Origin of the sequence: Streptococcus sp. 2020WUSS084, assembly GCF_044427445.1 — a bacterium.
GTDB lineage: Bacteria > Bacillota > Bacilli > Lactobacillales > Streptococcaceae > Streptococcus > Streptococcus suis.
Genome location: NZ_JAOTGC010000008.1, coordinates 12,421 through 25,778, shown reverse-complemented (window position 1 = coordinate 25,778; position 13,358 = coordinate 12,421). Strand labels below are relative to the sequence as shown.

Sequence of the window (13,358 nt, the reverse complement as noted above, 5' to 3'; positions counted from 1 at the left end):
GATATTGAAACGCTTACCTATAGGAAGAATTATGTATGAAAAATGAATTTTTAAATTTTGAACAAATTGACCGAGCCACTTGGCAACAACTACATCGTAAGACTACCATTCCACTTAGTCAAAGCGAACTAAATTCTATTAAAAGTTTTAACGACCGCATCCAATTACATGAGGTTTCTGACATCTATCTTCCTTTGGTTAATCTTATCCATATCTATCGGAAAGCACGCAAAGACCTAAATTTTACGAAGAGTTTATTTCTACAGAAGACTATCAAGCCACAACCATTTATCATTGGCGTTTCTGGAAGTGTTGCTGTCGGCAAATCAACAACTAGTAGATTGCTGCAAATTCTTATCGCTCGGACATTTAAACACGCCAAGGTTGAATTAGTGACAACGGATGGATTTCTCCATCCAAATGCGGTTTTAGAAGAACGGCAACTGTTAAATAAAAAGGGGTTTCCTGAGTCCTATGACATGGAGAAATTGATTGATTTCCTTGATAAGATAAAAAACGGCTACGACTGCCAAATCCCTGTCTATTCACATGAAATCTATGATATTGTCCCCAACAAAACTCAGGAGATTAAGTCTCCAGATTTCTTGATTGTTGAGGGAATCAATGTATTTCAAAATCCACAAAACCAGCGCCTCTATGTCAGTGACTATTTTGACCTATCTATATACGTTGACGCTGATGTGGAACATATTGAAACCTGGTACTTGGAGCGATTCCAAAAATTGTTAACATTGGCAAAAAATGACCCTAACAACTATTACCATCGTTTTACCCAGATGACGTACCCTGAGATTCTATCTATTGCCCAGAATACTTGGAAAAACATTAATCTAGCTAACTTAGAAAAATTCATTGAACCAACCAGAAACCGTGCTGATATTATTCTTCATAAGGCCGAAAACCATGAGATTGATAAAATTTATCTAAAAAAATAAATTTCACTTGTCAAAAATACTCTTTTCAGATATAATGGTATAGTTAGTACAAGAAAGGGTGGAGGTGAAACCATTGGCAAACATTAAGTCAGCTATCAAACGCGCTGAATTGAACGTTAAACAAAACGAGAAAAACTCAGCACAAAAATCAGCTATGCGTACTGCAATCAAAGCATTTGAAGCTAACCCATCTGAAGAGCTTTTCCGTGCTGCTAGTTCAGCAATCGATAAAGCAGAAACTAAAGGTTTGATTCACAAAAACAAAGCAAGCCGCGATAAAGCACGTCTTGCATCAAAACTTGCTTAATTAAAAAAGAAACCTTTGGGTTTCCTTTTTTTATTTTTTCCATCATAAGGATGCGGGACAAAGTGGATCAATTTTTCCCTCGATGAATAACATCATTAACTCGTCAACCACAAAGCCCTCACTAAGATTATACACCTAGTGAGGGCTTTATGTTCGTTTTCATTATTCTGTGGGTGAAGGCGGAGCCATCATGGATGTCTTTCTCGCTCCCTATTTTTTTTATTATTAGGGAAGAACACGTTCCTTAAGATTCAAACTAATTCGTTAGAACCAATCTGCCAGTTCAAATGTATAGGTTTGATCATTATAATAGTACTGATACTCTCCTACATCGCCCAAAGCCTGAAAAATAGCATTATTTTCAGTAGAGGCCAATGTAATCATTTGTTGCATTGCTTCTGCTGTTCCGAATTGCAAGACTACTTTATCCGTACCTTGTAGTCGCTGATCAGTGATAGACTGTAAAATTGCTGCTTCATCAAAGCTTGTGAAATAGACTCCCTTTTGAACATAGTAATTCAATGAATTATCTGTGCACTTTGGATAGGTCAATGCTCTAGGTTCGTAATATTGTTCTTCTCCCCAGTAGTCGAGGAGGTCGGTATCAGCAATTCTACTTCTCTCTAAGATTTCATCAGGGACACATAGATAATCGTATGAAATATCTGTATGCGCTTCTCCACTTATAGCTTGATCAAAAACTGGGTCTCCCCAAGTCGTATCAACACCATAGTATTGTCCATTTATCTTGACCAGATTCCAAGCATGCCCAAACTCACCGTTTTGCCCATTTTTTGCAATCCCTGTAACATAAATACAATCAATGCCTGCTTTTTTACATAGATATTGGAAGGTGCGACTATAGCCGGCACAAACCGATTTCTTATCTAATAGCACGCTGGTAATTCCTTGACTTCTCCACGTGACAGATTTGGTCTGCAGGGCTTCAAGGTCGTAATCCGTTTGCTTTATAATCACCTCGTAAAAATATTTAACCTTCTCATAGTCCGATCCTTTTGGTGTCTGAGCAAGTATCTTACTCACTTCATCTTCTATTTTATTTTGTGTCGGAGATAAATCACTCGGATACACCGGCTCTTCTAAATCCAATATATCAATTCCACCAGCCATTGCTGCTTCATCTGTTAGCCAGTAAAATTCTGGATAATCATGAGCGACAGAAAAATAGACGCGTGAATATATTTCATCATTAACAGAATCAATATCGATCACTTGCATCCGCTTGCTGAGTCCATTAACAAATTGGAGATAGACACGACGTTCCTTATCAGTATCCAATTGTTGGTAGTAAAAATTTCCTTGAACCTCTTCTTTTAATGCTGTTAATTCTGCTTCTAGTTGCTTTTTTTCTTTAGAAAATTCAACTTTAGCCGCTTCCAAATGTTCACTTAAATTTTTCCCTCCACCTGAACAAGCAGAAAGGACTGTCGCCGATAATAATATTGTTAAAATGCCACGAGAAACTTTCCTCATATTTACCTCCATTCTTGTTTAAGTATAACATAATTAGGAGGCATCTGACAAACTACACAAAACAAAAAGGGAGTGGAAAGAATTCAATAGATCGAAAAGAGTTCCCTCACTTCTAAACATTTAGGTTCGATTTTCTATGGTCACTTTCTTATTTTTAGGTGACCAGCTGAAACAGTTCCCCGAACTGTTTCACTCCACTGGACTATTTTGAAATAAACTTCGTTTGTTTTATTTCCTCACTCAAACAGTCACAGTCACTACTCTGACTGTTTGACCTCCCGCCCCCGTATAGCTCCAAAGGTTCCCCGAACCTTTGGAGGCTGGAGATAGAGCGAACTTTGAGAAGAAAGGCTGGACTTTTTACCCAGCCTCTAATCTTGATGAATAGTTAGTTATTTGGGTAAACGTACCTCAAAAATAGTTCCTTTCGGTTGGTTATCTCTCACAGAAATCTCACCATCTAAATTCTTAATAATTTGTTGAGCTAAAGATAAACCTAAACCAAATCCACCTTTTTGACGTGTTCTAGCCTTGTCAACTCGGTAAAAGCGATCAAAGATTTTCTTTTTATCGGCATCGCTGATTCCCAAACCATTGTCAATAACTGTAAAACAAACTAGTTTGTCCTTGATATTAGCTGCTATTTGAATTGTCCCATCATCATCGGTATACTTCATAGCATTGTCAAACAAAATGGTGAGCAACTGTTTAATCAAAACCTTGTCTGTTCGAATTGGCTGATGAATCAAATTATTAACTGTTAGAGTTTTTCCATTTTCTTCGGCAATCATAAGGTAATTAGCAAAGATTTCATCAAAATAGTTGGGTTGGACATCGATCATATCGACTTTTAAGCCATCATCACGACGAGCCAAATTAAGTAAATTTGTTGTCAATAGTCGCATATTTCGCACTTCTTCTAAACTAGATCCGATGCTTTCACTACTTTCCAAAATAGTTGTCTCGGGATGACGAAATAGACTTTCCAGGCGATTTTGAAGAACTGCCAACGGTGTGCGTAACTCATGACTAGCATTTTCAACGAAGTCTTTTTGTTTTTGATAACTGATTAGGATTGGACGCATGCTAAGATTCGATAGGTAAATACTTGCTAGTATAGAAATCAACCAAGCTGATACCATAACAATAGCAACTGTCGATTCATAGCTCTCAATGGAAGATTTAATTTGGCTGACATTCACCAAAATTGTCGCATATTTTATATCATAGGACGAATAATAACCTAGTTCATCTGTAGCCAGCCCAATCGTTATATAGCGATAATCTTCAGACATACCAAAACTTGATTCAACCGTCGTTTCCTTAATTTCACCCAATTTTTCCTTGTCTAATGATAAGTTGGCCAAACCAGTAAAAGTATCTGGATTAATCATCTCTCCACTTTTACTATAGAGTAAAACATGAGTATTGGCACCTAATCTCAGCTGATCTCCAGCTCTAGTATTTTTTTGATTTTTAGGAACAGGCATGCTATCTGAACTAGAGCTCGTAGTTTCTTCACCAGTTGGACTATCTTGAAGGATAAATACAGAATTGGGCTCATAGGTTCTTGCGATTGCAAAACCAACAGCCAGCGCTGGTTCTTTCTTAATGCGTTTCAAGGTGTTATCTGAATTTTGGTACATAGTTGAACGCATTAATTGAAAAATGATGGCTGTCATTAAACCAAAAATCAGAGTAAATACTGCAAAATAACGGATAAAGAAAGAAAATTTATCCGTGTACATTAATCTTTTAAATCGCTTAGGCATTTTTTAGAATGTATCCGACACTACGCAGGGTTTGAAGATTTTCCCCAAAAGTCGTTCCTTTCAACTTTTTCCTAATTTTAGAAACATATACTTCTACTACTGAAATTGTAGTATCACTGTCAAAGCCCCAAATACGGTCAAAAATTTGTGTTTTTGGCAAAATAACATTTTGATTTTGCAAGAAATAAACTAGTAGGTCAAATTCTTTTCCTAGCAGTTCAACTTCTTCACCATTTACCATCGTCATATTTGTAGATAGGTCAACTGTCACATCTCCAAAGGTTAGTGTGTTTTCATTAAACTTACCCGCTCGTTTTAATAGAGCTTGAATTCGCATCTTCAATTCTTCTAAATAAAACGGTTTTGTCAAGTAGTCATCAGCTCCCAATTCAAAACCATGGCCTTTATCCTCTAGACTTTCCTTGGCTGTGGTAATCAGAACAGGTGTCGTAACCCCCTTTTCACGTAACTCTTTCAAGACTTGAAAGCCATCTTTGTCAGGCAACATCAAATCCAAAAGAATCAAATCATAAACGCCTGTTTCCGCCTCATAAACGCCCTCCTCACCATCAAAAACCTGCATAACATCTGCAAAATCATCTAAGAAATCGAAAACAGAATTTGATAGACTTAAATCATCTTCCACTAACAATATTTTAATCATCATACACTTCCTTACATTTCGGTTTAATAAACAAACCAAAGACCTGGGACAGGTCACGGTCTTTAAGAGAAATGGTTAGATAAAGTACTACTATGACCATCTGAAAAATGAATGATAAGGTAGTCTTTATCTAACTATTTATTGATACGAGTTCATTATATCATGGAATAAGTAAAAATCGAAATCTCAATATTTATTGATTAGAAGAACTACTATCTCCTGAAATTTGAGATTTAATTTCTTGATTCCTCTTTTTTAAAGCATTCACTTCATCAGAAGAAGTACTCGAGTTTGACTGGGTTGCTCCACTTGTCGCATCAGGAGGAGTTGTACCTTGTCCAGATGGCATGCCTTGTGTAGGAACTCCTTGACCTGGTGGCATACCTTGGGTAGCTACTTGTCCACTCTTAGCTACGGAACCATTTTGCGCCAAACTTGCTTGACTTTGTATTGAAACTCCTGCTGAGCTTTTAGAAATACTCATTCCCCCTGCAAAGCCCAAGGTAGCAGCTGAAATAGCAACAGCAGCTAGTACTGTTTTTGACTGTGACTTAAATTGATTAATAAATGACATGAAATTCCCATTTTCAATAGAATATTATCAGAATGAGACCCGTTAAATAACTCCTCTTTACCTGATGATAATAGTATAGTATTGAAAACTTAAAACAAGCTAAAGAAATTCAGCATTTTTTATAAAAGTCCATTACACAAAAAGAAGCCCTCTCGGACTTCTGAATTACAACTCTGTAATATCACCTGTGCGTAGATAAACAACCCACTCACAAATATTTTTAGCATAATCACCGACACGTTCCAAGTAGGTTAAAACTTGGTAATAGTCGCGACCAGCAACCAAGGATTCTGGATTCTTCTTGATTTCTTCTGTTGTCAATTCTTGAATAGTTGAATAGAATTCATTAACAACCTCATCACGTGCTGCTACTTCATAAGCGCGCTCCATATCAGCATCACCTAAGTAGAGTTCCAATGTTTCTTCTACTAATTGACGAACTTCACGTCCCATTTTCTTGATTTCTTCTTCAACTACTGGGATGCGAACTTCTCCCTTCATACGGATAGCTGCTTTAGCAACTGAGACTGCATGGTCTCCCATACGCTCCAAATCACTAGTTGCTTTCAAGACTGTAATAACGCGACGAAGATCTGTTGAGACAGGTTGTTGGAGAGCAATGATTTCAAGTGATTTTTTCTCTAATTTCACTTCGAAAGCATTGATTTTCTTATCTGCTTCAATGACTTCTTTTGCTAATTCACGGTCATGAGTTGTAAAGGCACGAACAGCATTATTAATCTGAGCCAATACTTCATTTCCCATGGCGTAAAATTGGTTATGAAGTTTCCCTAATTCCTCTTCAAATTGAGCTCTTAACATGTGAACCTCTTTCTTTTTCTTATAGGCCTTAGCCGAACTTACCTGTAATATAGTCTTCTGTTTCTTTATTGGCAGGATTCAAGAACATTTCTTTTGTCAAATTGTATTCTATCAAATCGCCATCAAGGAAGAAACCTGTTCGATCTGAAATACGTGATGCCTGTTGCATAGAACGTGTTACTAGCACCATTGTATACTTATCTTTCAGACCATAAAGTGTGTCCTCAATTTTACCAGCCGAGATTGGGTCAAGGGCTGAAGTTGGCTCATCCAACAAAATAATTTTTGGGCTTGTCGCCAATACGCGGGCCACACATACACGTTGCTGCTGACCACCTGAAAGTCCAACTGCTGAGTCATGCAAGCGATCTTTCACTTCATTCCAAATAGAAGCACCAATCAAGGAACGCTCAACTGCTTCGTCCAAGACTTGCTTGTCCTTGATACCGTTAATACGTAAACCATAAACGACATTCTCGTAGATAGACATCGGGAATGGGTTTGGTTGTTGGAAGACCATACCGATTTCCTTACGAAGATCAACAGTATCCGTACGAGGACTGTATATGTTCTTTCCGTTGTAATCAATCGCACCTGTCAATGTTACCTCTGGGTTTAAATCTCCCATACGGTTAATAGAACGCAAGAGGGTTGACTTACCAGAACCAGATGGTCCAATCAAAGCAGTAATTTCATTTGGATAGAAATCGATTGACACATTATTCAAGGCTTTTTTCTTGTTATAGTAAACAGACAAATCTTTTACTTGTAAAATAGGTGATGTCATTTGTTTCCTTTCTATCCAAAATGTCCTGAAACGTAGTCACTAGTTGACTTGAGTTTTGCATTCTGGAAGACGTTTGCTGTCTTATCATATTCAATCAAGTCACCCAAATAGAAGAAAGCTGTGTAATCACTTGCACGAGCTGCTTGTTGCATATTGTGCGTAACAATGATAATGGTGTAGTCCTTCTTCAATTCAAACATAGTTTCTTCCAACTGCATAGTCGCAATCGGGTCCAAGGCTGATGCGGGCTCATCCATAAGCAAGATTTGTGGTTTTACAGAGATAGCTCGTGCAATACACAAACGCTGTTGCTGTCCACCTGATAAGGTAAAGGCTGACTTGTGCAAGTCATCTTTTACCTGATCCCAAAGTGCCGCTTGTTTCAGAGAAGTTTCAACAATCTCATCCAAAACCTGCTTATCTTTCACGCCTGCACGTTCATGTGCGAATGTGATGTTACGATAAATAGATTTTGCAAATGGGTTGGGACGTTGGAATACCATTCCGATATGCTTACGAATTTCGTAAACGTTCATATCTGGTCTGTTAATATCGATTCCTTCATAAAGAATTTGACCGGTTACCTTAGCAATATCAATAGTATCATTCATACGATTAAGACTGCGAAGATAGGTTGATTTCCCACACCCCGATGGTCCAATCAAGGCTGTAATTTTATTTTTTTCGAACTGCATATCAATGCCCTTGATTGCTTCATTTTTACCATAGTAAACATGAACATCTTTTGTCGAAAGGGCGATATTCTCCTCTGGAAAAGTAATGATATGGCGTTCATTCCAGTTGTAATCTGCCATTTTTTCTCCTTATAAGTCAGACTTCTAGGCTGCTGAAGTCATTTTCGCATGAAGTTTCTTACCGATATATCGTGCAGAAAGGTTGAAAATCAAGATGAAAACCAAGAGGATTGCTGCTGAACCAGCAGAAACTTGGGTTGCATCTGGGATTGTACCTTCGCTGTTTACCTTCCAGATATGAACCGCAAGGGTTTCTGATTGACGGAAGATAGAAATCGGACTAGTAACACTCAATGGATTCCAGTTTGACCAGTCAAGAGCTGGAGCTGACTGACCAGCCGTGTAGATAAGAGCTGCTGCCTCACCGAAGATACGACCAGATGCCAAGACGATACCTGTTACAATCCCTGGAAGTGCTTCTGGAATAACAACATGGAGAACAGTTTCCCAACGTGATAGACCAAGAGCCAATCCTGCTTCACGTTGCGTATGGTGGACGTGGCGAAGGCTATCTTCTACGTTACGTGTCATCTGTGGCAAGTTAAAGACCGTAAGGGCCAAGGCACCTGACAAGATTGAGAATCCATACTCAAACTGAACAACGAAAATCAAGTAACCAAACAAACCAACGACAACGGATGGTAGGGATGACAAGATTTCAATACAGGTACGAATGAAGTTTGTCAAAGGACCTTTTTTAGCATATTCTGCCAAGTAAATTCCTGCTCCTGTTGACAAGGGAACAGAAATTAAGAGCGTTACAACCAATAGGAAGAATGAGTTGTAGAGCTGAATTCCAATACCACCACCTGCTTTGTAAGATGAAGATTTACTTGTCAAAAAATCCCAGCTTACATGTGGCAGACCACGTAGCAAGATGTAAAGAATCAGTGACGTCAAGATAACGACAATCACACCAGCGATTGAGTAAAGAATACCAGTCGCCAATTTATCAAATTTTTTAGCGTGCATAGTTTTTCTTACCCTCTCTCGTAATAAATTTCATAATCATGTTAAAGATAAGGCTCATCAAGAGCAAGACTAGGGCCAAGGACCATAGGACGTTGTTCTGAACAGTTCCCATAACCGTATTACCGATACCCATTGTCAAAACAGAAGTCAAAGTCGCTGCTGGCGTTGTCAAGGAAGTAGGGATAACCGCAGAGTTACCAACCACCATCTGAATCGCCAAGGCTTCACCAAAGGCACGCGCCATACCAAAGATAACGGCCGTAAAAATACCTGGCTTAGCTGCGTTCAAAATAACACGCCAAATCGTCTGCCAGCGAGTGGCTCCCATAGCCAAACTTGCTTCGCGGTAGTGACGAGGTACTGCACGCAAACTGTCAACCGTCATAAAGGTTACTGTTGGCAAAATCATAACGAAAAGTACAAATACACCCGACAAGATACCGAAACCTGTTCCACCGAAGATTGAACGTACAAATGGTACAACTACTTGCAAACCAATGAAACCATATACAACCGATGGAATACCAACCAAAAGTTCGATAACAGGTTGTAAGATTTTTGCACCACGTTTTGGTGATATTTCTGTCATGAAGACCGCTGCACCGATTGCGATAGGGGTCGCAACAACAGCTGACAGAATCGTAACAATGAAAGAACCTGAAATCATTGGCAGGGCACCAAATATTTTCGAGCTTGGTTCCCACTTGCTTCCAAATAAGAAATCAGTGATGCTCACACCGTCAACAAAGAAAGTCGATAATCCACGCTGTGCAACGAAAATCAAAATCATTGCAACAATAAAGACAATCAATGATAGACAAAGGAATGTAATTACCTTACCAAACTTCTCTAATCGAGAGTTTTTAGATGGAGACGATAACTCTTTTGCTAGTTGTTCGTTTTTCATGCTTACTCCTTCTCAGTCACCGTGCCATCAGCACTTTTCACAACTTTCATATCGTTGATAGAAATGTATCCCATACTTTCAACGATACCATTTTGAACTTCATCTGACATCATGTAATCTAAAAATTCTTCTGTCAAATCAGTCGCTTTTCCCATCGTATACATATGCTCATAGGACCAAATTGGCCAATCATTTGTTGCTACATTTTCAGCAGTTGGTTCAAAACCGTTTAACTTAATTGTTTTAACGGAATCATCTAGATAAGCAAATGATAGGTAGGAAATTGCACCTGGTGTCTGAGCAACAATAGATTTTACCATACCGTTAGAATCTTGTTCTTGACTCTGAGTTGCGGTTTGTCCATCCATGATAACACTATCAAAGGTCGCACGTGAACCTGAACTAGCTGCACGGTTAATGATTGAAATTTCCAAATCCTTACCGCCCAGCTCTTTCCAGTTGGTAATCTCACCAGTAAAAATTTTACGCAGATCTTCTGTAGTAATATCTTTAACCGATACCTGCTCATTTACAATAACGGCCAAACCAGCTACTGCTACTTGATGGTCAACAAGTTTACTTGCATCAATACCATCTTTTTCCTCAGCAAATACGTCAGAGTTACCAATCTGAACAGCTCCAGACTGAACTTGTGACAAGCCAGTACCTGATCCACCACCCTGAACGTTGACGGATTTACCGATATTGACACTACCAAATTCATCTGCTGCCGCCTCAACAAGTGGTTGAAGCGCTGTCGAACCTACGGCTGTAATAGACTCTCCTCGATCGATCCAAGAAGAACAACCAGAAAGAGCCATACTACTCAAAAGAAACAAAGCTGCAATTCCAAGCTTCTGCTTTTTTTTCATTTCGTTTTTTCCTTTACATTTTTCAGTGGAATCTCCTAAAATTAACTCTGTATTTTACATAGAATTTACAAGATATTTCCACTCATCCACTATATCATATAAAAAGACAAGTTGCAAAAAAAATTTGCTGATTTATTTTAAAATCTCAACCCTTTTGGAAAGCCGTTTTTAAGCGTTCCAGATACAATTTTTGCGAAACCAAGACCGTTCCCCTGGACTGCTACCTGATACCAGCCATTAGCTAAATCCTTGGACACAGCTATTGTATGTCCTGCAGTATAGGACGAGAATTCTTCTAAGCTGATTTCCACTCGATTTTTAACCTCCGAACTATGGAGTGCTAGACCTAAAGCAAAACTGGGTTCAAATCGTTTTTTCTTAAACGTCCCCAAGTGAAGACCATTTCGAGCAATCTTTACTTTTGACAAATCAGGAAGGCCGTGTGGCAATAGATAGAGATTGTCACCAAAAACCTGCAGTAAACCATCCAATTGAACCCTTAAATGCTTCTGTTCAAATTCTTTCCAGAGAGCTTGCTGTTCTCTATTCAAATTGGATTTTCCTGGTTTTAATTTTTTCTGACTGGCTTCCCCTAGAAATCTAAATTTGGCAACGAACTGACCTTCTCCTGCAAAATGGTGGGGATACATACGAGCAACTTCTGTATATCCGATTCCTTCTACCATTCCATTGATTTTAGGAATGTCTATTAGTTCCAAATCATACTGTTCTAAGAGCCACGTCACTACTTCTTCATTTTCCTCTGGTGACCAAGTGCAAGTAGAATAAATCAATTGACCATCTGGAGCCAACATGTTCAAGGCCGATTCTAAAATTTCACGCTGTAAGCTTGCACATTGTGCTGGATAATGTTTGGACCAATATTGAATCGCATCGGGGTCTTTTCGAAACATCCCTTCACCTGAACAGGGAGCGTCTAGGACAATCATATCGAAATATCCTGGAAAGACCTTTTCCAAGCGGTCTGCTGATTCATTTGTAACAACAACATTCCTCGCTCCGAAACGCTCAATATTTTCAGCCAATATCCTTGCTCGTTTGTTAGAAATTTCATTACTAACCAAGAGCCCCGTATTTTCTAAGTATGAAAGCAAGTGAGTAGACTTTCCTCCTGGCGCTGCTGCCAAGTCCAATACTTTCATACCTTTTTCCGGAGCTGTAATCTGACCGACAACCTGTGCAGCTGGCTCTTGTGAGTAGACTAAGCCAGTTACATGTTCTGGAGACTTCCCTGAAATCTTACCATAGTATGACCAAGTCATATTAGGGATTGGTTGCTCAAAGTCCAATTGGCTTTCTTTAAGAGGATTTGTGCGAAATCCTGAGATTGGGTCTTGTTCAAAACTCTCAAAAAATGCTTGGGCTTCACTACCAAGCAAATGATTATATTTATCTATAAAATCCTGTGGTAATTGCATTAGAATATATACCCCTTCGCTTCCTCAAGATGGGATTCTGATACTAGCATGACAAACTCTCGCTTATCATAGGCCAGACTCGGACCATCAAAACTTAACATGACTAAGCCTAAAGAGGAACCAATAATACTGGCTGCTGCGTAGTCCCATGGACACAGATAAGAAGCATAGGCAAATAATCTTCCTTCCAGAACGTGGGCGAAACCAATCCCAGCACTTCCTACAGATCTTGTACCTAAACTTTGATTTGCTAATTCTGCCACTCCATGTACATTGCCTGCGTACAACTTTGCATTGACTCCTATCAAACTCTGACGAAGAGGGCGCAGCTCTGGTTTCTTTAAGCGTTCTTGATTGCAATAAACAGGGAATGAATCTCCTCCATGGAAAAGTTTGTCTCGCATGACATCATAGATGATACCGAACTTTCCTACTCCATTTTCAAAATAGGCAATCATAATGGCAAAATCAGTTTTCTGAGCAATAAAATTTGTGGTGCCATCAATTGGATCAATAACCCAAACATTTCCCTCATGAATAGAAGAAACGTCCCCACCTTCCTCGCCTAAAATCCCATCACCTTGATAGCGAGATTGAATCTGTTGAGTCAACATTTCTTGCACTTGTTTATCAAGGTGTGTTACCAAGTCTGTAAAGTCACCTTTTTCTTCAATCTGAAGATCATCATGTAAATGCTGTCGGAGAAAATTTCCAGCTTCCAGGACAATCGTTTGGGCAAAGTGATACTTAGTTTCCAAAACGAATAACTCCTTTCCCCCTATCTCGAGCAGCCTTAACAACTCGATAAGTTGAATAACCAGAAACTGCTTCAAAGTCACGATCAATTTGACGTTCCTGTCCCTTACTTTTAACAACATCTTTGAAGCTTTTATAACTAGCTAATATAGCTACCGCATCTGCACCTTTTTCATAAGCTGCCTCCACCTGATTCAAAAAAGAAAGCACGGAGGAAATCTCCTCTGTGCTCCACGAAAAATCAAGTGGATATGAATAATTTTTGTTCATATCTTTTATCT

Annotated in this window: 15 protein-coding genes; 2 read left to right on the top strand and 13 right to left on the bottom strand. The window is 38.9% G+C overall.

From position 1 onward, the window contains the following. Positions 1 to 35 precede the first annotated feature (35 nt). Together coaA and rpsT are read left to right on the top strand one after the other, a co-directional pair. Positions 36 to 956, top strand: coding sequence for a type I pantothenate kinase (gene coaA, locus ODU50_RS05980; protein ID WP_002935283.1), 921 nt, complete (start codon positions 36 to 38; stop codon positions 954 to 956). A gap of 58 nt (positions 957 to 1,014) precedes the next feature. Continuing rightward, positions 1,015 to 1,263 carry a 30S ribosomal protein S20 gene (gene rpsT, locus ODU50_RS05975; protein ID WP_012027069.1) on the top strand — a complete coding sequence of 83 codons (249 nt, stop codon included), beginning with the start codon at positions 1,015 to 1,017 and terminating at the stop codon, positions 1,261 to 1,263. Between the two features lie 264 nt (positions 1,264 to 1,527). Here the strand turns inward: rpsT and ODU50_RS05970 are convergent, their stop codons facing one another. The 13 genes from ODU50_RS05970 to ODU50_RS05910 all read right to left on the bottom strand — a co-directional run bounded on the left by ODU50_RS05970 (position 1,528) and on the right by ODU50_RS05910 (position 13,347). Then, positions 1,528 to 2,757: a transglutaminase domain-containing protein gene (locus ODU50_RS05970; RefSeq protein ID WP_105152828.1), complete on the bottom strand. Its 1,230-nt coding sequence runs from the start codon at positions 2,755 to 2,757 to the stop codon at positions 1,528 to 1,530. Between the two features lie 392 nt (positions 2,758 to 3,149). After that, positions 3,150 to 4,529, bottom strand: a complete 1,380-nt coding sequence (locus ODU50_RS05965; RefSeq protein ID WP_105148221.1) for a cell wall metabolism sensor histidine kinase WalK — start codon at positions 4,527 to 4,529, stop codon at positions 3,150 to 3,152. Continuing rightward, positions 4,522 to 5,193 carry a response regulator transcription factor gene (locus ODU50_RS05960; RefSeq protein ID WP_024400692.1) on the bottom strand — a complete coding sequence of 224 codons (672 nt, stop codon included), beginning with the start codon at positions 5,191 to 5,193 and terminating at the stop codon, positions 4,522 to 4,524. The genes ODU50_RS05965 and ODU50_RS05960 overlap by 8 nt, the downstream gene beginning before the upstream one ends. A gap of 193 nt (positions 5,194 to 5,386) precedes the next feature. Next, positions 5,387 to 5,767 (bottom strand): hypothetical protein, encoded by a 381-nt coding sequence (locus ODU50_RS05955; RefSeq protein WP_398581357.1) that lies wholly within the window; start codon positions 5,765 to 5,767, stop codon positions 5,387 to 5,389. A 165-nt stretch (positions 5,768 to 5,932) separates the two neighbouring features. Next, on the bottom strand, positions 5,933 to 6,589 hold the full coding sequence (phoU, locus tag ODU50_RS05950) for a phosphate signaling complex protein PhoU (protein WP_002937611.1): 657 nt from the start codon (positions 6,587 to 6,589) through the stop codon (positions 5,933 to 5,935). Positions 6,590 to 6,617: 28 nt separating this feature from the next. Then, on the bottom strand, positions 6,618 to 7,376 hold the full coding sequence (pstB, locus tag ODU50_RS05945; protein WP_002937614.1) for a phosphate ABC transporter ATP-binding protein PstB: 759 nt from the start codon (positions 7,374 to 7,376) through the stop codon (positions 6,618 to 6,620). A gap of 11 nt (positions 7,377 to 7,387) precedes the next feature. Then, positions 7,388 to 8,191 carry a phosphate ABC transporter ATP-binding protein PstB gene (gene pstB / locus ODU50_RS05940; protein WP_002940866.1) on the bottom strand — a complete coding sequence of 268 codons (804 nt, stop codon included), beginning with the start codon at positions 8,189 to 8,191 and terminating at the stop codon, positions 7,388 to 7,390. Between the two features lie 24 nt (positions 8,192 to 8,215). Then, on the bottom strand, positions 8,216 to 9,103 hold the full coding sequence (gene pstA / locus ODU50_RS05935; protein WP_014635996.1) for a phosphate ABC transporter permease PstA: 888 nt from the start codon (positions 9,101 to 9,103) through the stop codon (positions 8,216 to 8,218). After that, complete coding sequence (gene pstC / locus ODU50_RS05930; protein ID WP_002937619.1) at positions 9,093 to 10,010, bottom strand: phosphate ABC transporter permease subunit PstC; 918 nt, start codon at positions 10,008 to 10,010, stop codon at positions 9,093 to 9,095. Before pstC ends, pstA begins: the two co-directional genes overlap by 11 nt. Before the next feature lie 2 nt (positions 10,011 to 10,012). Next, positions 10,013 to 10,882 (bottom strand): phosphate ABC transporter substrate-binding protein PstS family protein, encoded by an 870-nt coding sequence (locus ODU50_RS05925; RefSeq protein ID WP_002937620.1) that lies wholly within the window; start codon positions 10,880 to 10,882, stop codon positions 10,013 to 10,015. Positions 10,883 to 11,019: 137 nt separating this feature from the next. Further along, complete coding sequence (locus tag ODU50_RS05920; protein WP_398581356.1) at positions 11,020 to 12,321, bottom strand: RsmF rRNA methyltransferase first C-terminal domain-containing protein; 1,302 nt, start codon at positions 12,319 to 12,321, stop codon at positions 11,020 to 11,022. Next, positions 12,321 to 13,079, bottom strand: a complete 759-nt coding sequence (locus tag ODU50_RS05915) for an inositol monophosphatase family protein (protein ID WP_174853721.1) — start codon at positions 13,077 to 13,079, stop codon at positions 12,321 to 12,323. Before ODU50_RS05915 ends, ODU50_RS05920 begins: the two co-directional genes overlap by 1 nt. Then, positions 13,069 to 13,347 (bottom strand): UPF0223 family protein, encoded by a 279-nt coding sequence (locus ODU50_RS05910; protein ID WP_024383710.1) that lies wholly within the window; start codon positions 13,345 to 13,347, stop codon positions 13,069 to 13,071. Before ODU50_RS05910 ends, ODU50_RS05915 begins: the two co-directional genes overlap by 11 nt. Positions 13,348 to 13,358: the final 11 nt, after the last annotated feature.